The sequence below is a fragment of the Pedobacter roseus genome (assembly GCF_014395225.1).
Taxonomy (GTDB): domain Bacteria; phylum Bacteroidota; class Bacteroidia; order Sphingobacteriales; family Sphingobacteriaceae; genus Pedobacter; species Pedobacter roseus.
On the sequence record NZ_CP060723.1, the window covers coordinates 3,499,016 to 3,524,589 of the forward strand.

Genomic DNA, 25,574 nt, shown 5'->3' on the forward strand with positions numbered 1-25,574 from the left:
TCCACATTTACATCAATACTCCTTTTTTGGGCTTAATGGGCAATGGTATATCCTCGTCTCTGATCATTTCCTTTAAGTCTATTTCGATGGTTCGGCACAATGAAAGCATTGGAATATCATTGGGAAGTCCTTCAAACGGATTTTCTGAATAGTCACCCACCAGCTCCATCATTACAAAAAGCCAGCCAATCAGGGTAATTACCGGTACAGCCAGCCAGGTTCCGTAGGCACCCAGCCTATCAAACTCTGCTACCAAACCAAAAGGCAATAGAAAAATAAAAATAGAGAGAAACAGCAAACTTGCAGTTCCGTACTGACGGGGCAGCGGAAATTTTTTAATGCGCTCGGCCTTGCCCTGCTGCTCAAAAAAATCGTTCAGGATTTTTTGCAACTCTACATGGCGAAAATCATCAATCAGATCCTGCGCTCTTAACTGTTTCAGCTGCTGAGACTGCCTGTCTATAATCTGTGTGGCTATATTCGTATATTTAATTAGATCGACATACTCGCCGGCCTGCAGGTGCCTGCTTAACTGGCTTTGATCATACTCTCCCTCCAATAAACCAATACCATGATTCTGTATCCTCCGCCTGGTAAGCTTAGCTATTTGCACACTCTGATTGATATGTTCCCAGGAAGTTGGCGCCAGCAGCTCGCTACGTAATTCGTAAAGCCAGGCGATGTGGCGGTAAACAAGCGTTTTTACGATATCGTTTATCTCAGGTTCTGATAGTGCTTCCTTACGGAACTGGTTGCCAACATAAGCCCGAAGGTTTGTACCCCATGCCCTGCTGCCGTTCACAATAGATCCCCATATTTTACGCGCCTCCCAAAGCCGGTCGTAAGCCTGGTTATTCTTGAAGCCAATATAAAATGCAACCGCAGTACCTATAATGGCTACTGATGATAATGGAATAGCCACCCATTTTATATTCAGGTATTTATAAACAAAAACGGCAATGCCCGACCACAAAGCCAGCCAAATCAGGTGCCGGCCGGCGAATTCCATCAATCTACGAAAATTAAAGTTTTTATTAATGTACATAATCTACCGACTCCTTTCTTTTTCTTCAAATAGGTAAGAATCGTATCCAAAGCTTTTTACAGGCCGTGAATCCGCGTTCATTTTTATCCGAATATTTGCAGTACTAAAGGTAGGTCAATCGTGTTTTAACGAAATAGAGAATAGTTAAGCAGGCATAAATCTGCTATAAATACTGTAAATCGCTCCATAAAGATCTTTTGTACTACAGTAAAACACTTAAAGATGAATAAAAAAGCCTTTCAGAAGATTTAATACCCGGTTTTTAGGGTATTAGGAAGTTTTATTTAGGAAAACCAATAACACAAGAAGAAGAATAATTTTGAACTACAAAAATTTTAATACCAGTTTTTCCCATTCCTCTTCGAGTGTGAATTTAGGCATTTGCTCTTCTGCCCTGTTGTACCAGTAGCCAGCGTTCCAGAGGTCACCTTCTTTGCGGTGAAGATAGGCATGAACTTGCGCAGAGGCCCTGTCGTTTAAATGATCAACCTGTTGGTGGGCTTTGTGCCAATCTCCTTTGCCATCATACCAAAGCGCTTTCAATTGAACCGAAAGATTGTTATCAGGATGCGGTGCATCAAACGATGCTTTAAATTCTGCTATATTTTTCATGGAAGCGCTAAATTAAGAGATTGGGATTTGTGAATCAAGTGATACAAGCGCAGGAAATCGTAATTCCCAACCCGATAGTTCTCGGGTTGATTGGGAACCACGCAGCAATAGCTTTAAGATTACCGCCTGCGCGAGATCCGATAGCTATCGGATGACGACCTCTCTAATAAAATCGCTACAAGTAACACCTTATTCGGGATGAAGACTCAGTATATAAATCCTATTCTGCTTTAATCTCTTCTCCCAGCTGGCTTGCATTGCCATTAACATCCATCATTTTACCGGTTTTAACATCGTAGCCAAATTCATCATAACTTTCATTCCCCTCACCTTTGGGATTATCGCCATATTCATTCGGACCATAATCACCAGAAGAAAATAACATCGCGAAACCATAAAAAGGAACCAATTGCCACCAACCTGATTTACCCAGATCATGGCAACGTTTTGCTCCCTGGGAGATCACCAAGTAGATGGGTAAAAGTAAGATGATGCCAATCCAATCGCCGAATGTAGCATTGTTCTGGAAAACCATTACAAAAAAGTAAAAAATGTAATAGATGATGATTGTCAGGGCATATTCGGTACGGCGAATCCTGCCATAAAATGAAAAAGGGTCATTAAACATTAGAGAAGCGTTTATTTTTTATAATTTAAAATCAGGTTGAAAATAGGAATATTTTTTCATTTCGAAGCGGTAATTTACTTTGAAACCTTCCCGCTATAGGTGGCGACCAAACAAAGTTACTTTGAAAGCTTCCCTCCATGGGTGGCAACAAATCAAACCTACTTTGAAACCATCCCACCATAGGTGGCGGCAAATCAAACCTACTTTGAAACCTTCCCACCATAGGTGGCGACAAATCAAAGTAAAATGACGGAATTAGTGTCATCATGGATAAACTAAAACCTCTGGTTATCCCTGTAATGACTAATAAACCATTCCAATGCAGGGTTTTGATTCGATTCTTTATAAGCCAGCACAACTTCCGTATCCACAGGAATATCATCAAGCGTGATATAAGCTACCTTCAATTGCGCATATTGATTTTTTAAGGATGAAGGCAAAATAGATACGCCCAACCCTGCTTCTACCAGTTGCAAAATGGAATGCACATTATTGGCTTCATGGGTAATATCGGGTGTAAAGCCCATTCTTTGGCAGATTTCGATTAGTTTTTGATTGTACTGCGGGGCGAAATCCTTATTAAAGAAGATAAAAGGGCTGGTTTTTAAAAAATTGACAAATGCTTCTTCACTCAAAAACTCCTGATCCGTTAAGGGAATGACCACCACAAAGGGATCAAAAAACAAAGATTCTACTTTTAATTTTTCAGATAATACGGGTGCCCGTAAAATGCCAACATCAAGTCTCCCCTCCTCCAGTTCCTTGATCTGTGTAAGTGTGGGTACTTCGAACAAACTGGTTTTTAGATAAGGGAATTCTTTTTGCATTGATTTTAAAATTTCGGCAAGGTGCGATTGGTAAACAGAACTGATGTAACCGATTTTCAGTTCGCCACTTACACCAGTATGTATTTTACGCACCAGTTCCTTGCTTTCTTCGAGCCTGGCAAATAAAGCATCCACCTCAGCCATAAAGTATTTCCCGGCATTGGTTAAGGTTACCTGTTTGTTGCTCCGTTTAAATAACTGTACCTGAAGTTCTTCTTCCAGTTCTTTAATCTGCCGGCTTAAAGGCGGCTGCGAAATAAATAACCTGTTTGCAGCCCTTGTAAAATGAAGTTCTTCTGCAACCGTTTTGAAATATAAAAGATGACGGAGTTCCATATTTATAATACTTAATAAGTATCAATTTATGCAAATATTGATATTTTACAAATATGATTAACAAGCTTAACTTTATCAAAAAAATAAAATATGGATACAGATTATTCGCAGAAAGCAACGAATGAAGAAATTAAGACCAGGTTCGATCATGATGTAGAACGTTTTTCTAACCTCGAAAGCGGTCAGCAGACCACTATTGATGCACCCCTAACCATGGAACTTTGTACGGGCGCAGCCGGATACATTAATCCGGGTGCCAAAGAACTGTTGGATATTGGTTGTGGAGCAGGTAATTATACTTTAAAAATGTTGAGCAAGATTCCAGACCTTAACTGCACTTTAAATGATCTTAGCTTGCCGATGCTTGAGCGTGCAAAAGAGCGCGTTTCGGCACAAACCAACGGAGAAATAACGATTATACAGGATGATATGCGCAACCTCGATCTTCCTGGCAATCATTTTGATATTGTACTTGCTGCCGCAACTTTTCATCATTTACGTACGGATGCAGATTGGGAACTTGTATTTACAAAGGTTTATAAGGCTTTAAAACCTGGGGGAAGCATCTGGATTTCGGACCTGATAGCACATGATTCGCATTTGATTGACCAGCTTTTTCAGGATCATTACGGTGCCTATTTAGAAACACTTGGCGGCCCTGAATATAAACAAAAGGTATTCGATTACATTGCTTATGAGGATACCCCACGCTCTTTAAATTATCAGTTGGCGCTGTTGCAAAAAGTAGGGTTTAAGGTGACGGAGATCCTGCATAAAAATTCGTATTTCGCAGCCTTTGGTGCGGTAAAATAATAGGTGATTAACGCGCTCACGGCAAAAGAATATCTTTGATAAATTAAAGAATCCTAATCCTTATATATGCTTTTTTTACACCTTTCTGCCACGGGACATGAATTAATTATGAAGAAAATTTAAACCAGCAATAAATTATTGCTTTAATGTAACAAACGTGTTATATTCACGTTAACATTTATCAGTTAATACATTCAAGCAATCATTTATGAGAAAGGGTATTGTTATACAAATTGATCCATTTTTTGGAAAGGGTGTTATCGAAGATGAAAACGGGCAGGACATTTTTTTTGATCTTGGCCTGATAGAAAGCGATATCAACACCGGGATTTGGTGCTGTTTCAGATTATTCTTGGTCCCGATGGCCTGGTTGCGTCAGATGTTCAACAAATGGTTCAAAAAAGTGAGGTTAACTTTACATCTGATATATAACAACAAAAATATTGAAATCAGATCGCAAGAAACAAAAACAGTAGCAAACTCATGCTTGCTACTGTTTAAATAAATTTATTTTTTACTCATTCATTCAGGATTGATCGGGAAATCAGGTATACTAATAGCCCTGGTTTTGTTTGATCGTTTTGGTCACATCAAGCGTTGCCTGCGGTATCGGGAAAATCCTCCTGAAGGGCTGGGTAGTCGGTTTTGCGCTAAAAGGTAGCTCATATTTTCCGAAACGGATCATCTGCGGACGCCTTAACAGCTCCCAATAGGTTTCGTAAGCAATTTCCTTGTAAAGTGTAGCCTCGTTCAGCGAGGTGATCGGTGTACCTGGTGTGCTGTTATAATAAGCTTCACGTTTTCTTGAGGTACGCAGTTTGTTAATGTCGGCCATGGCCTCTGCCACCATCCCCTTGCGAAAATAGGCTTCTGCACGCATGGTGTAGATGGCGCCCAAACGGATCAATGGAATATCTACATTGCTCGTTCCGTTATCCAGCTCAGGGTCGAACTCGTATTTAAAACAGCGTGCACCGCGGTTGATCTCATTCTGTGCAAACACTGCCTGTGTTGGATTAGAGAAGTTAAGTTCTGGTGTAAAGTCCATTTTTGTAGAGGTACTCTTCTCCATAACCAGTTCCGAAACCTTGATCCTGCCATCGGCGGTCATTTCAAAACCACCTCCAGTGGTCAGCTTTGGCCCATACTGCTGGCCCGCCATAATTCCCCTGTTAAAGTGGAACCAGGGTAGGTTGTTGCTCTTCGGCACAATATCGGTGGCTGGTACACTTCCCGGGCCATCGTTGGTAAACCAGGTACCGTCGGCATACTGGTATTTTTGTGTAAACCTCGGGTCGTCGTGGTTACCGTCCCAGCTGGCATAAAACTGCGGACTGATACAAGCGGCGTTGGTACCCCTGTTGGCCGGCGAGGGTTTCTGGTTACGTTCCACGCACACATAAGCGAAGGAGTTCGAGCCATTACGCAGGTAATCGATTTTCTGTACCACTACAAAAATCAGTTCTTTGCCTCCAGAGTTCTTGATCGCAAAGTTGTCGAAATAGTTGCTTAGCAGGCTGAATTTACCAGAGTTGATTAATAAAGAGGTGTAACTGATCACCTTATCCATATCCGTTTCAGCCGTATTCACCGATTTCTCGTTGAAGTTGAAGCTGGCCGCATAACGGTCTTTAAAAACCGCACGGTTCAGGTACATGTTTGCCAGCAAACCATAAGCAGCCTCTTTGGTAAACCTGCCGTTATGGGTAGATTGCTCACCCAGAGGGGCAAGATTCGGAATCAGGGCTTCTACCTGCAGAATGAGTTCATCGATCGCTGTGGCACCCTGTTTCATCTCCAATGGGGCTTTCTCATCCATCGGGTCGCGGTAAGGCGCCTGCCCGAAAAGGTCCAAAGTGGTGTAGGTATAAAAGGCCAGTAAACCTTTAGCCTCTGCCAAATAGAGTGTTTTCTGTGGGATGCTGCTATTGGTTACCTCCTTTATTGCCGTTAATGATCGGGTGATCCCGTTGGTGAGCATGTTCCAGTTATCGGTAACAATTGGGTTGTTAGGCGCCCAGGTAAACTCGTGCATCGAGCGCCATTTGCCCCCATCGCCCCAATCACTCCCACGTGTGGGCAAAATAGCCTCGTCGGTAGTGTATTCCTGCAGTGAAAAAACTGCACCATGATCTACAAAGGTACCTTCGCCCAAACGGCTATATGCCGCTGTTAGTGCGCCTGCAGGGTTGGAAGCACTACTGCCCAGTACTTCATCAAGCACTTTTTCGTCGAGCTTGGTACAGCCAGTAAAAACGAGCGCAGTAGCAAGCAGCATAATGTTTTTTATATTGAATATGTGATAGCTTTTCATTTTATTATAGTTTTAAGGTGGCACCAAAAATAATTGTACGAGCGGTTGGGTAGCTGGTATAATCGATACCTATAGACTGGTTACCATTAACTGCCTTCGGACTGTTGATCAACGGGTCGTAACCGCTGTAATTGGTAATGGTGAACAGATTCTGCCCGGTAACATAAATACCTAGCCCTTGTAACCAGCTCAGTTGTTTTACTTTGATATTATAGCCCAGGCGTACCGAGTTAAGCCTGATGAAATCGGATTTCTCCAGGTACAGCGACGACAGTTGCGGCGGGTTGGCCGGATTGGCTCCCATGTCAAAATAATGTTTTGATACGTTCCTGTCCGATGCAAGATTATTGATATTCAGTGCGTTCAGCCCAGTGTTATTCACCAGGTAACCGCCCCTTTGCCCGATAATCGAGAACGAGAAGTCGAAATTCCCGTATGTCATCTGGCTGTTCAGTCCGTAGGTAAAGGTAGGAATGGCACCTTGAAAAACCACCTTATCATTGTTGTCGATCACCCCATCGCCGTTCACATCTCTAAAGATATTGTTGCCTTTGCTATCGAAACCGATATGCTCCCACATATAGAAAGAGCCGGCTGCATAACCGTTCCTATAGATATTGGCCGTTACGCCCGAAAGGCCTGGCCCCGAAATGGTACCTGAAGTGATTTCCGAAATGGGAAGATCTTTTACCTTATTGTTGAGCGTGGCACCGTTTACATCAACACTCCAGTTAAATTTACCATTGCTGATCAATTTTGAGCCAAGCATAAATTCAAAACCCTTGTTTACAATCTTGCCTCCGTAGTTTCCATCGAGGTTTACCCAAATATCATTTGTAGGGCTCAGCACCGGCGCAGGAATATTGAGGATGGCATCAGTTGTGGTTTTGTTGAAATAGTCCAGCGTACCATAAAATTTGCCTTTAAAGAGTTCAAAGTCTAGCCCCACATTGTACTGCGTAACCACCTCCCATTTAAGATCGGGATTTGGTGTCCTGATCACATTGATACCGTTTACCAATGTAAGATCGTTGTTGAGGTAGTAACCTTGAGCAGGCGAGAGTGCATAACTTGCCTTGGTAAGTTTGTTCTGTACCTCCTGATTACCGGTTTGGCCCCAGCTTGCCCTCAGTTTCAGTTCGTTTACAACAGGAATTGCCTTCAGGAAATCTTCCTGGGCAATGTTCCAGCCCAGCGCGAATGAAGGAAAGTAACCGTATTTATTGTTTTCGCCGAAACGGGTTGAACCATCAGCACGTACCGATGCGGTAAAAAGGTATTTATTATCGTAGGCATAATTCACTCTCGAGAAATACGACTGCAACTCGTTAATCTGTGCAAAACCCGTTACACCATTCTGGGTACCTGCATAACCCGGATTATTCTCAGGCAGAACACCAGTATTCTTGCTGGCTAAACCAATGATACTAAAACCCGTACCTCCCCTTTCAAATTTCTGATAAGAGAAACCGGCAACAGCATCAATTTTGTGTTTACCTGCAAGCAGGTTATAGTTCAGGTAATGCTCCATCAGCGTACTCTTCGAATCGAGATTAGTCTGTACATATCTTCCCGTTGGATTAAGATCTGTTATGTTGGGAAAAATGGTGGTGTTACGCTCGCCTACCGAACGGTCGAGGCCTAAATTGAACTTGTACTCTAATCCTTTTACGATCCTGAAGGATACGTCCATATTACCCAGTACCCTTAAAGTACGGGTACGGTCGCGGTAGATATCCAAAAGATAGGCCGGGTTATAGTGCGCGTTGGCATTGAAGTTGGTGAAATTGCCATTGTTATCGTATACCGAACGGGTCGGGTTCGACATCAGTGCCTGGATGATCAGCTGGCCGTTCGATCCACCATCGTCGCTGGTAGGTACACCGTCATCGCGGGTTTCGCTACCGGTCAAGTTGATGCCGATTTTCAGGCGTTTATCGTCAAGGAAAGATTCAGATGCATTAATCCTGGCCGAGGTACGTTTAAACTCACTGTTTTTCACGATCCCCTCCTGATCCATCTGTGCTGCCGAAACATAGTAGTTGCCTGTATTGGTGGCCTTTGAGAAGGATACCGAGTTATTTAAAGTTTTTGCCTGGCGGTAAATCACATCCTGCCAGTCGGTATTGCCGCCGTGGTCGAATGATTTGTCTTTGATTGCCGCACGGTATTCATCGGCATTCAGCAGGTCGAGTTTATGAGCAATAGTTGAAAGGCCCAGGTAGGAGTCGTAGGTAAAACTGCCCTGGCCCGACTTACCCTTTTTAGTAGTTACAATTACCACACCGTTCGAACCGCGGGCACCGTAGATTGCTGCCGCAGAGGCATCTTTCAGTACCGAGATTGATTCGATATCACTGGTGTTCAGGAAATTTAAAGGGTTTTTGGCTTTTGATGAACCAAAACCCACATTTGAGCCGCCCGGGCTCACATCATCGTTGGTTAAAGGCACCCCATCAACCACGAAGAGCGGCGTACTGCCACTTCGGATTGAACCGGTACCGCGGATGGTTACATCCACACCACCACCGGGTTCGCCACTGCTGGCCACTACCCTTACACCGGCAATCTTGCCCTGTAACAGGTTATCGGCAGAGGTAACAACACCCTGCCTGAAATTAGCGGCATCGAGCTGGGTAACTGCTCCGGTAACGTCTTTTTTGGCTTGTTTACCATAGCCCACTACCATTACCTCATCCATCATAGAAGCATCGGGCTCGAGGCTGATGTTGAGTAAATCTCCACTTGCAGCAACCAGTTTTGTTTTGTAACCGATAAAAGAAACCTCAAGGGTTTTACCTTTTACATTGTTCAGCTTAAACGCGCCTTTGGCGTCGGTAGAAACCGCATTGCTGCTGTTTTGTTCTTTTACTGTGGCACCTGTAAGGGCCTGATTCGTTTCATCGGTAACACGCCCGCTTACCGTGCGGCCGGTCTGCTGTGCGGATACGGCAAACGCCGAAACTAGCAGTAATGCAGATAATAACACCTTCTGGAAAAGATGTTGCGGTAACCGGAATTTAATAGCATAAAGTCCTTGCATAATTAATAAATCGTAAGTGTTTGGTTTGGAAAATCGTTTTAATAGAAATCGCACAAAGATGTTCTTTTGATGTAAGCACCATTTACCTGTTAGATTATTAAATTGTTAAATCTGATTGGAACGATTGGTGTGACGATTGCAAAATAAATTTGGCTTAAACGGTTATTAAGAGGGGATTTTTAGTGTTTTTTTACTAAAGAAAATAAGTAATGAGGATTAGTATAGATGGATCGTCATTGCGAAGCCAATTTTTCATTGGATGAAGCAATCTTACTACTATGGGTTATGGTGATTGTGCGCGCATCGTATAATACAAACGATGACGATGTCAGAAACTATGATCAGTGAGACACCGACCATCAGGATAATGATTTAATATTATGCTAATCAGCGAGAAAAAGCCTATTATTTCATTTCATCAGCACGGGTGAGATATTCGCTTGGCATACAGCCATAATGCTGTTTAAATGCAGTAGAAAAGTAGGAAGGCGAGTTAAAGCCGCACATATAAGTAATCTGTGCAATGGTGTAACGTTTGCTCTGCATCAGCTCTACTGCTTTATTAAAACGGATCCGCTTGATAAAATCGGTAGCCGATTCGCCGGTAATGGCTTTAAACTTTAAATAGAGGTTAGAACGGCTCATGCCAATGGCCCGGCTAAATTTATCAACCGAGAATTCAGAATCAGCCAGGTGTTCTTCTACAATGGCGATGGCCTGCTTCAAAAACTCTTCATCAAGGGTATTAAAGGCAATATTTTCGGGCACCATTTCTTTTCGGGTAGAATAGTGTTCTTTTAAGCGCTTGCGTGAACGAAGCAGGTTAGCCACTTTGGCAGCTAATAAACTGGTAGAAAATGGCTTTGTGATATAATCATCAGCGCCCATTTCCAAACCCTTTATCTGCTGACTGGTTTCGTTTCTGGCGGTTAACAGCATTAAAGGAATATGCGAGGTATTGATATTCTGTTTTACGCGCTTACAAAAATGCAGTCCATCCAGTTCGGGCATCATCACGTCGCTGATAATGATATCGTACTGTTCTATTTCGAGCATTTCTAATGCCTTTTGCCCATTATAGGCAACGGCTACCTGATACAGTCTGCTAAAATATTCCTGAAGGTAAGCGATGATTTCTTCATTATCATCCACAATCAAGAGTTTGGTTGCAGAGCTATTTTCTTCTTCCTGTAAGGTTTCGCTTTCTTCCCAAACCGCAATATCTTCTATCGGAGCAGCCTGATCGGGTATGATGGACAATTCGTACATTTTGGTTTCCGTATTGATATGATTGCGGTACACTTCATCCGAAATGGGGATGGTTACCGTAAACACACTACCCTGTCCTTTTGCGCTTTGTGCCGTAATATAACCATGATGCAGCTCTACCAAACTTTTGGTAAAAGCCAAACCAACGCCTGAGCCGAGGTTCATTTCGCGGTTATTTACCTGATAAAAACGGTCGAATACTTTTGATAAATCCTGCTCAGCAATACCAACGCCCGTGTCGGCTACCTTGATCAGCATGTTATCGTTCTGCTTAATCAGTTCGATACTTATTTTCTGGCTGGCCACGGTGTATTTAAATGCATTGGATAAGAGGTTGAACAAAATCTTCTCCATGGCATCTTTATCAAAATAGAAAGAAAGTTTTGCCTCTGTTGAATGAAAGGTATAACTGATGTTGTTTTTTTCTGAAAGCGGCCTGAATGATTCGTAAATCTCGTGCACAAAGCTCACAATGTCAGTTTTATCTACTTTAAGCTGCCGGGTGCCCATTTCGGTTTTCCTGAATTCGAACAACTGATCAACCAGGTTGTACAGCCTTTTGGCATTGATCAGCATCAGGTCGTATTTCTTTTTCAGGCTTTTATCTACCTGCGGCAGTTTCAATAATTCTTCCAATGGTGCCAAAATCAGCGTTAATGGCGTTCTCAGCTCATGCGATACGTTGGTGAAAAAATCCATCTTCACCTGGTTAATGTCCCTCACCCGCTCTTTTTCAATCCGCTCCAGCTTTAATTGTTGCAGGGCTTTAATCCGTTCGGCAATAATTTTATAGCCAAGGTATGAAGCTACACCAAGCACCACAAACAGCACCAGGTAAAACCATAAAGTACGGTACCAGGGGGGTAAAATTGCAATTTTTAACTGTCTAACTGGGCTAACTTCACCATTTGGACCAACAGCTTTAATTAAAAAAGTGTAATTCCCCGACGGGAGATTGTTGTAACTCACCTTAAGCTCACTGGTTTGCTGCCATATATTATCAATCCCTTCCAATTTATAGTAATACTGGGTACGGTTAGCCGAGATATAATTAAAGGTATTGAACAAAATACTAAACTGCTTAAACTCTGTACCCAGTTCAAGCTTACCTACCTGATCGATGTATCCCTGTAAAATATCGGTCCCGTCGCCCGCAGCAACAGATTTATTAAAAACCTCCAGGCCTGTAAAAGTTAGGTTTAAACTCAGCGGCTGCTGGTTAACCATTGATGGATAAAAATAAGATAGGCCTTTTATCCCCCGAAAAGTAACATTCCATCTTTTGCCTTGCAAAAAGCATAATCGTTAAACTGATTGTTCTGCAGGCCATCTGATTCATCAAAAGCCTGTGATGTTTTGGTATCCGGATTGAAACGGATAAGGCCCTTATTGGTTGAAACCCAAATATTCCCTTCATTATCGGGCTGCAAACCGTAAATGGTACCTTTTATAAAATCCTTTTGGTTTTTATAGGTAATAAATGATTCCTGGTTTTCATCATACAAAATTAATCCTTCCCTCGAACCGATCCAGATCCTGCCTTTTTTATCTTCTGTAATGCAGGTAATTACTTCTTCTTTTAACTGACTGTTAATATCATTGCCAAACAGCACATTATCCGGATAAAAAAGGGTAATGCCGTTGGTCGAACCAATCCAGATCTGGTGTTTACGATCCTCAAAAAGATAGGTGATATCATCAGAACCCGGTCTTTTACCCGCCCTGTCTAAATGAATGTGTGTAAAAGTCTGGCTTTTGGGGTTAAACTCGTCCAGGCCAGAACGTGTGCCTATCCAGATCCTGTTTTTATAATCTTTTAAGATGCCATAAACCAGGTCGCCGGCAATACTGTTGGGGTCGTTCTCGTTATGGCGGTACCGTTTTACGTTTCCTGTATTCGGATTTAAGATGTTCAATCCACCATTATGTGTGCCCACCAAAAGGTTCTGGTCGTTATCAAAAGCAATGGCCTTGATGTTGTTTGTACTTAAGCTATTGGGATTATTTTCGTTGTTTGAAAAATAGCTGATGGTATTGGTTGCCCTGTTCCAATAGTTAAGACCTTTATCATTGGTCCCTATCCAGAAGTTACCTTTAGCGTCTTCTTTAATCGCGCTGACCACTTCGTCATTTAACGAAAGCCGGCCTGTATTCTGACTGAGCAGGTTAAATTTGATGTCGTTTTTATGGTAATAATTAACCCCACCGTAAAAAGTCCCAAGCCAGATGCCATTCTGTTTATCCTTAAAAAAACAACGGACCGAATTCTGGCTAATGGTATAAGGTTGAGAAACCTGATGAAAATAGTTTTCTAACGTATTATTATTCAGGTTTAAGATGGATAAACCTTTAAAAGTTCCAAGCCAGATATTTCCGTCAGTATCTTTTCCAACGCAGCGGATATTGTTATCGGCGATGCTTTTAACACCCGGCGAATGTAGAAAAACGTTCTTTTCACCGGTCTCGAAATGATACCGGATAAGTCCTTTACCCTCTGTAGCGACCCAAAATACATTTCCATCGATATACACGTCGTTAATGGACGGTTTATCGGTTCCTAAATCAATTTTAACGAGTTTGTTTTTGGCGCCGGTCATTTTAAACAGACCAACTTCGGTACCGATTAAAATGGTCTGTTTCCAGCTGCCGATATAAACAACCCTTTTAATACCGGTATTAAATGAGTCGTAATTAACCTGTTTAAATTGCGATTCGCCCGCAGCCAGTTTAAAAATACCACCCACTACAGAAGTAACCCATATATTATGCTGAGGATCTTCAGTAATGGAAGAAACATACCATTCGCCAAGACTACGGGGCAGTTTGTAATTGGTAAAGCCATCTGTAGTATAGTTGTAACAGCTTACGCCCTGGTTTCCGCCTACCCATAAACTGCCTTTATGATCGATAAAAAGGGTACGGGTATAGTAAGACTGTAAACTTTTAGGATCTGATTTTACTGGACGGTAAACTTTAAAACCCTTGCTGTCGTAACGGTTAAGCCCATCTTGTGTGGCCATCCAGATAAAGCCCAAGGTATCTTGTTTGATGGAAAAAACAGTGCTTTGCGATAATCCTTTATCAACCGAAATATTACGAAAATAACGTTCTTCTAATTGTGCATGAGCATGGCTCCCAACAAAAACAAGGGTGGTGAAGGTTACAAAAACAGCCAGCCAGCGGTAAGTACTGCTGGATATGTTTAATATTTTTATGGTTGTTTTTTGAAACATACGTTTTTCAAATTTAATAATTTTCGTTGTTATCTCGAGTGTATTGCAGTCGTCATCCGATGGCTATCGGATCCAGCGCAGGTGGGAATCTTAAAGCTTATTGCATTACGGTTCCCAACATCCTATTACTACACTAAAAATCCTCTATAATTTACATTTATTTTAAAATTGGTTTAAATTATTCTTTATCATAAAGGGCAACATCCGGTAATTTATCAACCACTTCCTGTTTATCCAGTTTTATTCCTTTCATTTCTAATAAGGTAGAACTGCCCGTTAGCTGGGGTTTGTAAGCCTGACCATTAAAACTGATGGGTAAATCGCCATAGTTGAACATCGCATTAGCCTGTTTGCCAAAAACCTGTAATGCGGCTTTTTTATTACCATCCAGCTGTACCTTTATATTCCAATCGCCTACTTGCAAATGAGCAAGTCCGTTGGTGGCTGGCAGTGTTTTAATCATTTCTGTTTTGCCATCTTTAACCTGAATGATGGTAAAAAACCTAAATTTTTGTGCAGGCAATGAGGTAATACCGGCATGCCATTGATCAACAAAATCTTTAATTTTCCCTTCATCGTTGGTTACCTTGTTCCAGTTCACCGCAGTTTCGTAAAATTTGTTGTGCACATTTAAGTTTAAGGCACTGTTTGCAAATACGGCAGCATTTACATTACCCAGATCTGTTTTTAAGGCAAAATGCTGTTCATTGGTGTTATTGGTGGGCTGTGCTTCTATAGTGTAATAAGGCGCATGGAATTGTGTAGTCCATTTTACCGGTTTATTTGCTTCCAGTTCATCATATAGTAAAATGTAGCCACCCTCCAACTGCAATATATGCCTACGGTACAGGGTTACACCACTTTCGCCATAACCATTCGCTTTATTTGGCACTAAATTGATCTGCTTAAAGCGATCCAGCCAAAATTCACTTTTAATTTCGCCATAAGCCTTGCTGGCATCGCCCAGGGCGTATTGAATGTGCTGTCCGGTAATTGCCCTCGGAATCCAGCCATAACCTTCTTCGCCAATTTTTTGGTTTAAACTATCGGCCAGAATGGTGTTGTATGCTTTTGAACTACGGTAATACAACAAATTATGTTTATCACTAAAATTGCTGTAATAGCCGCTTCCACCAAACAATACCTTTCCTTTATAATTAATGGTAAAAGCATTTTGCGAGGCATGACCATGACCTGATGAACCAAATGGACTGCTAAACAGGTAACTGCTTAAGGTTTTATCCGCATTTGCTAAATCCTCGTGCATGGCTACTACCCCCACATCAGCAAAATCGCGGCTTTTAGGCAGTTTTTCGGGCGATAAAACTGGCAATTTGCGGTCTGGTTTATAATTTAACAGGCGGAATAAAAGGTAATCATCCGTTCCTCGGAAATAATCGGGATGGCTCGTTTTTATTGCATTTACATACCAGTTTAGGTAAGGATTGTTCATCCTGAAAGTAAGTGCATCAGCAAACCACGCTTCGCCTTTTACTACATCAGGGATATTCTCCCACATATCGCCAATAGCTGTAGATGCAGCTCCATTAGGATGCGTGTACAATAGGTAATAAGGCAAATTTTGCATCCAGGGCAATTTAAAATAATCTACACCGCTAAAATCGCCGAACATTTGCGAAAGGTAAATAATCGATTTAAAATTCACCCTGAAATAACCATTGCCCTCATGCCAGCCGCCATCGGTTGTACCCAATACCGGAAAACGTGCCGACCATACTTCGTACATATAGGTTAACCATTCTTTGGCTTCGGGTACCTCGTTTACTACAGCAACGGTAGCAATGGCTAAGTTACGCAGGGTTATCTGCCATACGTGGTTATCGCTAACATGCAGTTCGAAACGGTTGGGCAAATGGTCGTAAACCCGTTTAGCCCTGATGGTAATGATGTTTTTAAACAGTTCTTTCTCCTGCGGATCTAAAACTGCATAACCCGCATCATAAAACCAGCCCAGGGCTTCCAATACCGCCCCGCTTGTAAAATCATCTCCCGTGGCCAGTCCGTTAGGATCCATTTTGGCAATATTAAGTGCCCTGCGTTTAGCATCGAGTATAAAACGCTTGTCTTTAGTGAGTTGATAAGCAATGCAAAGGTTACGTACAGGTGTGCCGACGGCATCGCCAAAACCATGGTACATGCGTTCGATGATAATTTTCTTTTCCCGGTCATTTTTCCCCGTGGTATCAATAATCCGCTGTGGTTTTTCGGTTGGCAAAGGTTCTTTTATCAGTTTTTCGGCAAAAGCAATAAACTTTTTAGCTTCCGGATTTTCGAGGTTATTGCGGTAAAAATCATCCCCTATCCTGTTCATACCCCACAACAAGGGGTGTGCCCCCTGGTTGCGTTTTAAAACCTCAATTATGGGCGGTGCTACTTTTTCGTTGGCATATTTTCCATCCACCACAAAATTATAGGTTGGCGACCACGACCATTGTTTTGCCCCTTTTAAGGCATAGCCATATTTCCAATACCATTTACCGGGTTTTAAGGCTTTGTGTAAAGGATAAACCGCCCAACGCTGCTCTTCGCTTTCTGTTAAATCGCTTTTAAAATCTTTATCACTCGCCAATACTACCTTATAATGCACGTTCCCAATATTCGGATCTTCGGGCACTTCACTTCCACTTTCCATTGGCGTTACCATATTTTTACCATTGGTACCCGGCCACAATAAAGCTGGCGCATTGGTAGGCACCGTAATGCCATTTATTGGGTAAGGCCACTCGCGTACCCGTGCATGCAGTTTTTCGGCGGTTAATTTGATCACGCCAGGCTGCTGTTGAGCAATAACATTTAGTGAAAGTAGTGTTAAGATTGGGATAATTATTTTCTTCATTGCTTGTGGTTCAGTTCTTTTCTTTTTATTTGGGCGTGCCCCTGCGGGTCGGGCTATTCGCTACAAGTCCTCTCCCGATGAAGAATCGGGATCCGGGCTTTTCGCTGCTATCCCTCACGCATATTCATCTTTATTTTAAATCATATTAGCGAAATTTACTTTAACAGATTCTCTCCCGATATAAATTGCAAGGCTCGTTAGAGCCGACATTATGGTAGCCCCCGCGGGCGACATTATAGCTAGATAAATTCAAATAGATATCTGCCATCGTATTCTACATCAAAATCTGTTAACATTTTTAAATATTCATCTTTAAAGGTTTTCTTTCTATGATGCTCTTCTTGATTAATGATGTAATTAATTACATTATCTCTTTGACTCTTGGCATACGAAAAAGCGCCATAACCCGCTTGCCAACTAAATTTACCTGTAACAAATCCCTGTTCGTTAATCCATTTGCTACTACTGGCTTTTACAATCGCAATAAAATCAGAAATGCAGGTGGTAACTGGCATCCCGAAAAAAATATGAACATGATCTAACCAGCCTCCCACAGCTAAAGACTTTGCTCCATTTGCTGAAATAATACCCGTTATATATTTGTGCAGCTCATCCCTCCACGGCTTTACAATCAAATTTTGTCTGCCTTTTACGGCAAACACTGCGTGTATAGAAATTTGTGAATATGTATTTGCCATTTTTTATACCATAATGTCGCCCCTACAGGGCTGAGTGCAGTTTTATCATAATATCGCCCCTACACGGCTGAGCGCAGTTTTATCATAATATCGCCTATAAAGGGCTAAGTATATGAATCTAAGAACGATGCGTTTGTTCAAATTTCACCCTTACAGGGCTTGGGGATATGATTTTTCCAGGATAACGATGCCAGAGATTTCAAATTTCTTAACCCCTTCCAAACCTATAACCCGGCTGTAAACTGATCACCATTTGTTTTGCACCATTGTTTTAAATAAGCCCTCATTGTTATCAGTTTCTTTTTATAAGCCACATTTACCGCAAGGTTATTCATTTCTCCGGGTCTTTAGTCAAATCAAATAGCTGTTCTTTTTGCTCCCCCTTATTATAAACGATGTATTTAAAATCTTTGGTAATTACCGCATGTCCATTAATGCCCAGCAAGTCCTCATTATCTGCAAAATCGGTTTCGATTACCAGCGTATCGCGCAGGTTTTTATTGGGTTCTGCCAGTTTCTTACTGATGTCTATCCCCTTTAAATAACCTGGTTTTTGTATGCCGGCCAAACCGCAAATTGTCGGGATCATATCGGTACCGTTACATACCAGCATATCGTCCGTACGCCCTTTCCACTCTCCCATTTTCGAAATGATAAAAGGTACTTTTGAAGCTTCTTCGTATAAAATCTGTTTCTGGTTCCAGCTGTGGCCCGCATAACCATCTCCATGATCGGCAGTAAAAATGATGATCGTATTTTTTTCTACCCCGTACTTTTTTAATGAGGCCAATACCATTTCGATATAACCATCTACCTTTTCTACCAGGCGGTTGTAAGCCCAGCGGTATTGACGCCATTTTTCAGGACTGTAGTTAACGGAGGGATAAGTGCGTAAACCCACTTTTTTTTGTTGCTCGCGCACAATCTGAGGTTCATTGGCCGGTATTTTCCAGTTGGCAGGCAATGGCGGACATTGATCTGCAGGAGGCGCATCGGCCAATAAATCCATCTTTAAGGTTTCGCCCCTGGCCCATTCACAGATATCATGCGGGTTTAAAAACGATGCCACTAACAAAAAGGGTTTGTCCTTATTTTCTTTGATAAAACGTGCACAATAAGCCGGTGTGCCGGCATCATTATAATCGAGAAAATTGGTATTCTGGATGTATTCAAATCCATGCTGACTGATTTTTGTGGTGGGTACGGGCAAATGCCATTTCCCTACATAACCTGTTTGATATCCTCCATTCTGGAAAATCTTGCCCATCATCAGCAAACTATCAGGCCATTGGCCATCCTTTTCGGGTGCATTGCCTACAAAACCGGTTTCGAATGGCATTTTGCCACTAAAAATCGCTGTGCGCGATGGGGTACATAAAGGCTGTGCACAATAAGCTTTGGTAAACCGGATTCCATTTTTAGCCAGTTTATCCATAGCCGGGGTATGCAGCTCTTTATTACCTGCAATGCTCATGGCTTCTGCTGTTTGCTGATCGGTCATAATGATCAGGATATTTGGCTTATTACCATTTTGAGCATTAGCTATTACGGTTAACAAAAGCAACTGGACCAGAATAATATACTTCATGTTTTCGAATCGTTTCGGATAACGAATTTAGCCATCCCTACTTATAACAAGTTTAGAATATGGTTAAAATAGATTCAATTTTGATGAAAAACAGTAAATATCATGCGATATCCTTATCGGTTGGCATCAAAAGGCATATTATTACAAGTACCTCATTAACCCGGATATTGTCCAATAATTTAATCAAATGTTATTGTCGTGCCTGGTAAACCGTGTTATCGTATAAGTTTACACGTTCTGCCGGATCTTCGGAAAGGTGTACAGCTCATTTAATTTCTTCCCTTCGCTAACCGTTACCCTTAATTTCCAGTCGCCGTCTTTTACCCCTTCTAAAACACGGTTTACATAATAAATGGGTTGATGCAGTTTATGATACCCCTTAATGCTTAAAACATCTTTGATCGATTCTCCATCCAAATTATTGGCAGGCAATTTTACCTGCGTCCAGTCGGCAATGGTAGGCCGAATATCAATATTGGACAAACGCGTTCTGATTACCCCATTGGTGAGCGTATGACCTTTATAATAAACAATAAAAGGCATACGGTGTCAGGCTTCGTAAGATATCCCTTTCGAACCTTTAAAAATACCTGCCGAGCCAATATGGTATGGCTGGGTAATTCCATCCTCAAACATTCGTTTTGGGGCATTTAGCCATGGGCCGTTATCACTGGTAAAAATAAAAATGGTATTATCTGCCTGGCCGTTTTTTTCGAGGATTTTCCAAAGTTTGGCCATTGCTCCGTCCATATCCTCAATAACATTGCCCAGTGCGCCTCCGGCAACATTAAAAAATCCATTATTTTTTCATTTTATTTCAAATCAACCGGTGAAGTATCCAATTTTTGTGGCTTTAAACGTTCTCTTTAATTTTTCTGGCGTACGGAGTTCAACCACAGAGGCAATTTTATCTGGCGCTGTAGCGGGTAATCCTGATATTAAAATATCATCCCCATCAGCCTCAATTTTTAAGGGCGTATTTGTCCCTAACAATTTGGCGCTTAGTTTTTTATTTTTCAAGCCTTCCAGTTTTAATTTTCCATCGGTTGGCCAGTTAAATACTGACAAATATAAATTGGTACCTTTATTATCACCTTTCGCTGTAATACGTCCCCAGCTTACTTCCTTTAACGGATTGGCTTGAGTGCCGTAAATCGAAACACTGTATTTTTTCATCCAATCGCCAAAAGCTTTTAGCGTAGCTTGCGAGCCTGCATCAAATTCGCCATCGGGCGTTGGTGGTACGTTTAATAAGAAATTACCCCCTTTCGAGGCAATATCAATCAACATCCTGATTAAACTTTCGTGAGATTTATATCCATTGTATTTCGGTGTAAGATAACCCCAACCCGATGAAAGTGTGGCACAAGCTTCCCAATTGCCGCCGTCTAATTCAGCCACGGCAGGTACTTTTCCTTCTGCCACTTTATAATCGCCTCTTTCGTAAGGTTTTTTAACCCGGTTGTTTACAATAATGTTAGGCTGTAGTTTTAATGGTTCTTCTAACCTTAAGGCCTGTTGCAAATTGGTAGTGGCTGGAGTATCCCACCATAAAATATCTACCTTGCCGTAATTGGTCATCAATTCCTTTAATTGGGGAATAGATACTTTATCCAGAAACTCATCGTAATTAGCTGTGGTTTGCGCCACATCCCAATGGCCGTTGTTTGCGTTTACAAAGGCATCAATTTTTGCACTATCGGGGTTGGCATAACCTTTCGATGCCTTTTTAGGCCCTACGCCACCGCCAGGGTTTACCCAATCTTGTGCCTGCGAAAAGTAAAAGCCCAATTTAAGCCCGTATTTATGGCAGGCTTTTACCAAAGGCTCAATCAAATCTTTGCCATAAGGCGTGGCGTCTACCACGTTCCACTTGCTGGCATTGCTTTTAAATAAGGCAAAACCGTCGTGGTGTTTGGTGGTGATCACCAGGTATTTCATTCCGGCATCTTTCGCCATTTTTGCCCAGGCATCGGGATTGTATTTTGTTGGGTTGAAATTTTTAGCCGTATCTACATATTCCTGAACGGGAATTTTCATCAGGTTCATAATCCACTCTGGTCCGGCACCTTGTTGCCTAATGCCGTGGTACTCGCCTGCAAAACGGGAATATATACCCCAATGGATAAACATCCCAAAACGGGCATTACGCCACCACTCCATTTTGTTGTCTTGTGGGATAGGTTTGGTATCCCTTTGTGCAAGAACAGTTTGGATGGCGATAAATAAGATTAAGAAGATCAGAAGTTTTTTTTTCATTATAACCTGTTTTGCTATTTGCTAGTTAGAGTAACGAAAATAGCTGCATATTACCAGGAGTAGTTTTAATGATGTTTTAAATGCTTTCAATTTTGATGAAATGCCCGATTAATTAATCATTTTTTACAATTTAAATGTAAGTTTCAAGATGAACTGAGCGGGTGATAAACACAAGTGTTTGGCCTTCCTGAGATGCTGATATATATTTTCACCACCAAAAAACTCAGAAACAAGAAATACGATTCACTTATCATAGCTTGTAAATCCTGAATATTTGATTGTGAGTATTCTCGGTAGTAAAATTTTATTGTTTGGCAGCTGCTGCTTTTTTTGCCTCCGCTTCAGCTTTGTCTTTTGCTTTTGCTTCTTTATAGGTTTTAAATTGTTCTGGCATTAATATGGCAGCAAGCTTTCCTTCATAATCTTTATACCATTGTTTCATTGATGCTTTTTGCTCATCAGTGGCATTCTCACCCAAATCTTTCATTTCGCCTCTGCGTGTTTGGCGATCAAGTTCTAAAGCTACTAGTTTAGGCTTCTGGTCTTCCGTTATTTTAACTATAGCATCTAATTTAGCCACTTCAGCGGCGACAACTTTATCGTATTTACCTGGTGCAGTTTGCGCAAATAATGCTGTTGTGGCCAACATTAGTCCCAATACCAATACTATTTTTTTCATTTTCTTATTTTTTAGTTAGTTATTAATTAATTGCAAAAGCCAATGCTGGTGATGTTTTGCCAACCAGTTCTTTAGGTAGGGTAACCACTACCACATCGCCTTCTGTTTTCCATTGTACATTTTTACCAGAAGCCAATAATTTTATTTTACCATTTGCTGTAGGCGCATTACCTTTCCACTGTAGCGTTGCTGGTACTGCTGTTCCTTCTTTTATACCGACAATAGCATATTTCGTTTTACCATCTTTAGCTTGTGTAAACCAGGTTAGCCCATCATTGTAGTTTTCAGTAATACGGGTACCATATATCGCCGTTCCGTTTATTTTAAGCCATTCGCCAACCTCTGCCAAAGGCTTTTCTACCTCCTTAGGGAAGGTACCTTCAGGTGTTGGACCAAAACCCAACAGCATATTACCACCTTTGGCCACAATTTCGGCTAAACTTTGTATCACCCAGGTGCTCGATTTCGTTTTTTCATCGCTTCTATAACTCCAGCTCCTGGTTAAGGTAATACAGGTTTCCCAGGGGTCTTTCATTTGGGTTTTAGGGATAGATTGCTCAGGAGTTTTAAAGTTTTCGTAAGGGCCATGTACGGTTCTATCGGCTACTAAAATACCGGGTTGTGCTTCGCGTGCCATTTTAGCAATTTTGGCCATATCAACTTCCTGATTAAAGTTAGGATAATTTGCACGTCCCCGTTGATTAAGACCCCACTCCTGTCGCGCCAATTCTGTCTTTGTAGCAGGTCGTACCCAACCACCATCAAACCAAAGCACATCTATTTTACCGTAATTGTACATCAACTCAGCAATTTGATTATAAGTAAAATCCTTATATTTTTGCCAGCGCTCCGGAAAGTTGTTTATGTTGTAATTGGCGTTACGGCTAGGTGTAGGCAAACGGTCCCACCAAAAATATGGCGAATGCCAATCAGGTTTAGAAAAATATGCGCCGATCATCATTCCCTCTTTGCGGTAAGCATCAAAAATATACTTTGTTACATCGGCCTTAGGGTTGTTTTTAAAGGGTCCGTTGGTGATTTTATAATCGCTCTGCTTGGTATCGAACATATTAAATCCATCATGATGTTTGGTGGTAAACACGATATATTTCATCCCGGCATTTTTCGAAATTTCGGCCCAGCGATCGGGGTTAAATTTGACAGGGTTAAATTTATCAGCCTGTGCCCAATACCATTTTTTATAGTTTTCGTAGCTCATGGTGGTATCGCGTTTTGGCCAGGGCTCGCCACAAATTGGCCAGCTTTCGGGTATACCATTAACCGAATAAACACCCCAGTGGAGGATTACCCCAAATTTTAAATCCTGCCATTGGTCAAGTTTTTTTCGCACCAATGGGTCGGTTGGGTATTCATATTGTGCCGAAGGATCGTAAATATCTTCTTGGGCATTAGCGATTGCCGGAATCGCTAATGCAAATAGTAGGATAATTTTTTTAAACATGATATAGGTTAGAAACCTGGATTTTGCCTGGTTATCTTTTTGTTTACATCCAGTTCGTTTGATGGAAACGGATACAGCTCGTGTTTACCTTTTTTGAAATTAGTAGCAGCTTCGTAAGCATATTGAGAACGGATAGCTTTAACAGCATCTTGCGTAGCCTTTATTTTATCGCCAAGTAAGTTCCATCTGATTAAATCTGCACGGCGCATCCCTTCGAAACATAATTCCCATGCCCTTTCGTTTTGTATTCTGAGCAAAAAGGCATCTTTGCTAAGTCCTGTAGGTAAATCTACATCAGCATTATTTTTCTTAGGCAAAAGTGTGGCGGTAGCTGTTGCGCCAGTTCCTTTTCCTTTAACATCGGTAATGGCAATTGTTGGGGCCGAGGTATAACCTCCACCCTGGTTTAACATCGTTATCGCGGTTACTTTATCTCCAACAACGGTAGGTACTGCATAAGCATCTGTACCACCACCACCGGTAATTGTAATGAAGGTATTACTGAGTGTAGTGGTGCTTAATGAGTAGCCGCTTCCACTGGCACCTAATGTAATATTGATTCTGCTACCCGCAACATTGGTGCCGTATGCCCTTCGTCTAACTGTATTAATGGCTTCGTAAGCTTCCGCTGTAGGCCCGTTGTTTAATTCATTATCAATTTCAGCCTTCATTAATAATACATCAGCATAACGCATGGCCACATAATTAATGTTGGTATAAGTTTTTTCTAATGCCGAATTGTTCTGGTATTCCCTGCTCCATTTTCCCGGGCCCCATCTTTCATCATCTCTATTGGTTAACAATGGTAATTTATTCCCGTTGGCATCTAAAATATATCTTGCAACAGAAAAATCACGTCTTAAATCACCATCTGCAAATGTGCTGTAAAATGAAGAGGGCACAAATGTGCGGTTTAAGGTACTCCCATAAACACCGGCATTAGTAGGCGGAGCATTAAAAGTGCCCCAGCTGGAGCTATTGGTATTGGTAACCGTAGGCGTGTAAAAAGACATTTCGAACAAACTTTCTTTTGGCTCGAATACTTGTTGAGATTGATTTTTAAAAACCTGGCTATAGCTGTCGTTCAATTTATATAAACCTGAGGCCAATACATCGTTTACCTGTGTTTGCGCCAATTGATAGTATTTGGTATAATCAGTTGCCCTTTGCATCGTACCATCAGGCCTTAAAGAATATCCACCGGCAAATATTGCTATGCGGGCCAATACGGCCTTTGCACCAAATTTATTTATCCTTTCGTTGCTGGCAATGGTTGCCGGCAGAAGGGTTATAGCATCCTGCATGTCTTTGATCACCTGATCATAAATCACAAACCTATCGGTTAGTGGCAGACTCAGGTCATCTCCAGGGGCCGAACTTTTGATTTTAAAAGGTACATCTCCCCACAACCGTACCAATTCTGAGTAAAAAAATCCTCTGAGAAATTTAGCCTCACCAATCATACGGTTTAAATCTGCCTTCTGTTCTGTAGTTCCGCTGGTGTATAGGTTCATTTGTGGTATGCGCTCAATCACCAGGTTGGCCCGGTCTATGCCGTTATATAAGGTACTCCAGGTACTGTAAAAGTAAGAATTGCCTGCCAGGTAATAATAGTGTGAAACCTCTCTAAAATCATTCGCCGTGGTTCCTGCGCTCAAAAACTCAACATCGGTATCCGCATCATACACCAAAGGAACATACCAGGCATAGGTACTGGGGCTTTTAAGTGTTTCATAAACCCCTAGTGTTGCAGCATAAGCCTCCGGTACTGATTTGAAAAAGTTATCAGACGTAAACGAAGAATAAGGATCGGTTTCGACTACTTTTTTGCAGGAAACAAATGTTGCTAATGTGATCAGGCCAACAAAAGTTGCATGTTTTATATCTATAAACTTAGCTTTCATATTGATT

Annotated in this window: 18 protein-coding genes; 1 reads left to right on the forward strand and 17 read right to left on the reverse strand. The window is 41.6% G+C overall.

The annotated features are described in order from the left end of the window. Positions 1 to 7: 7 nt before the first annotated feature. The 4 genes from H9L23_RS14555 to H9L23_RS14570 all read right to left on the reverse strand — a co-directional run bounded on the left by H9L23_RS14555 (position 8) and on the right by H9L23_RS14570 (position 3,448). Positions 8 to 1,009 carry a bestrophin family protein gene (locus tag H9L23_RS14555; RefSeq protein WP_246474956.1) on the reverse strand — a complete coding sequence of 334 codons (1,002 nt, stop codon included), beginning with the start codon at positions 1,007 to 1,009 and terminating at the stop codon, positions 8 to 10. A 360-nt stretch (positions 1,010 to 1,369) separates the two neighbouring features. After that, positions 1,370 to 1,657 (reverse strand): hypothetical protein, encoded by a 288-nt coding sequence (locus H9L23_RS14560; RefSeq protein WP_187591098.1) that lies wholly within the window; start codon positions 1,655 to 1,657, stop codon positions 1,370 to 1,372. Between the two features lie 220 nt (positions 1,658 to 1,877). Continuing rightward, positions 1,878 to 2,285 (reverse strand): DUF805 domain-containing protein, encoded by a 408-nt coding sequence (locus tag H9L23_RS14565; protein WP_187591099.1) that lies wholly within the window; start codon positions 2,283 to 2,285, stop codon positions 1,878 to 1,880. A gap of 275 nt (positions 2,286 to 2,560) precedes the next feature. Beyond that, positions 2,561 to 3,448: a LysR family transcriptional regulator gene (locus H9L23_RS14570; RefSeq protein ID WP_187591100.1), complete on the reverse strand. Its 888-nt coding sequence runs from the start codon at positions 3,446 to 3,448 to the stop codon at positions 2,561 to 2,563. Between the two features lie 90 nt (positions 3,449 to 3,538). Here H9L23_RS14570 and H9L23_RS14575 point away from each other — a divergent pair, with 90 nt between their 5' ends. Next, a complete protein-coding gene (locus tag H9L23_RS14575) occupies positions 3,539 to 4,261 on the forward strand; it encodes a class I SAM-dependent methyltransferase (RefSeq protein WP_187591101.1) in 723 nt (240 codons plus the stop codon). Between the two features lie 553 nt (positions 4,262 to 4,814). Here H9L23_RS14575 and H9L23_RS14580 read toward each other — a convergent pair. The 13 genes from H9L23_RS14580 to H9L23_RS14630 all read right to left on the reverse strand — a co-directional run bounded on the left by H9L23_RS14580 (position 4,815) and on the right by H9L23_RS14630 (position 25,567). Further along, the gene (locus H9L23_RS14580) at positions 4,815 to 6,575 is read right to left on the reverse strand and encodes a RagB/SusD family nutrient uptake outer membrane protein (protein WP_187591102.1); all 1,761 of its coding nucleotides are present in this window, start codon (positions 6,573 to 6,575) and stop codon (positions 4,815 to 4,817) included. Positions 6,576 to 6,579: 4 nt separating this feature from the next. Further along, complete coding sequence (locus tag H9L23_RS14585; protein WP_187591103.1) at positions 6,580 to 9,618, reverse strand: SusC/RagA family TonB-linked outer membrane protein; 3,039 nt, start codon at positions 9,616 to 9,618, stop codon at positions 6,580 to 6,582. 405 nt (positions 9,619 to 10,023) lie between these two features. Next, a complete protein-coding gene (locus tag H9L23_RS26640) occupies positions 10,024 to 12,114 on the reverse strand; it encodes a hybrid sensor histidine kinase/response regulator transcription factor (RefSeq protein ID WP_246474694.1) in 2,091 nt (696 codons plus the stop codon). Positions 12,115 to 12,140: 26 nt separating this feature from the next. Beyond that, entirely contained in the window at positions 12,141 to 14,120 is a 1,980-nt protein-coding gene (locus H9L23_RS26645; RefSeq protein ID WP_246474695.1) for a ligand-binding sensor domain-containing protein, read from the reverse strand. 178 nt (positions 14,121 to 14,298) lie between these two features. Continuing rightward, positions 14,299 to 16,977, reverse strand: a complete 2,679-nt coding sequence (locus H9L23_RS14595) for a DUF4962 domain-containing protein (RefSeq protein WP_187591104.1) — start codon at positions 16,975 to 16,977, stop codon at positions 14,299 to 14,301. 239 nt (positions 16,978 to 17,216) lie between these two features. Beyond that, positions 17,217 to 17,675, reverse strand: coding sequence for an IS200/IS605 family transposase (tnpA, locus tag H9L23_RS14600; RefSeq protein WP_187591105.1), 459 nt, complete (start codon positions 17,673 to 17,675; stop codon positions 17,217 to 17,219). Positions 17,676 to 18,006: 331 nt separating this feature from the next. Next, positions 18,007 to 19,263, reverse strand: a complete 1,257-nt coding sequence (locus H9L23_RS14605) for a sulfatase family protein (RefSeq protein WP_246474696.1) — start codon at positions 19,261 to 19,263, stop codon at positions 18,007 to 18,009. Between the two features lie 228 nt (positions 19,264 to 19,491). After that, positions 19,492 to 19,806, reverse strand: coding sequence for an alkaline phosphatase family protein (locus tag H9L23_RS26420; protein WP_223190982.1), 315 nt, complete (start codon positions 19,804 to 19,806; stop codon positions 19,492 to 19,494). Positions 19,807 to 19,812: 6 nt separating this feature from the next. Further along, positions 19,813 to 20,013: a sulfatase-like hydrolase/transferase gene (locus tag H9L23_RS26425; RefSeq protein ID WP_223190983.1), complete on the reverse strand. Its 201-nt coding sequence runs from the start codon at positions 20,011 to 20,013 to the stop codon at positions 19,813 to 19,815. Between the two features lie 72 nt (positions 20,014 to 20,085). After that, positions 20,086 to 21,522 carry an alpha-L-fucosidase gene (locus H9L23_RS14615; protein ID WP_246474697.1) on the reverse strand — a complete coding sequence of 479 codons (1,437 nt, stop codon included), beginning with the start codon at positions 21,520 to 21,522 and terminating at the stop codon, positions 20,086 to 20,088. 304 nt (positions 21,523 to 21,826) lie between these two features. Then, positions 21,827 to 22,201 carry a hypothetical protein gene (locus H9L23_RS14620; RefSeq protein ID WP_187591106.1) on the reverse strand — a complete coding sequence of 125 codons (375 nt, stop codon included), beginning with the start codon at positions 22,199 to 22,201 and terminating at the stop codon, positions 21,827 to 21,829. Between the two features lie 22 nt (positions 22,202 to 22,223). Next, positions 22,224 to 23,663, reverse strand: a complete 1,440-nt coding sequence (locus H9L23_RS14625) for an alpha-L-fucosidase (RefSeq protein ID WP_187591107.1) — start codon at positions 23,661 to 23,663, stop codon at positions 22,224 to 22,226. Positions 23,664 to 23,671: 8 nt separating this feature from the next. Further along, positions 23,672 to 25,567, reverse strand: coding sequence for a RagB/SusD family nutrient uptake outer membrane protein (locus H9L23_RS14630; RefSeq protein ID WP_187591108.1), 1,896 nt, complete (start codon positions 25,565 to 25,567; stop codon positions 23,672 to 23,674). Positions 25,568 to 25,574 lie beyond the last annotated feature (7 nt).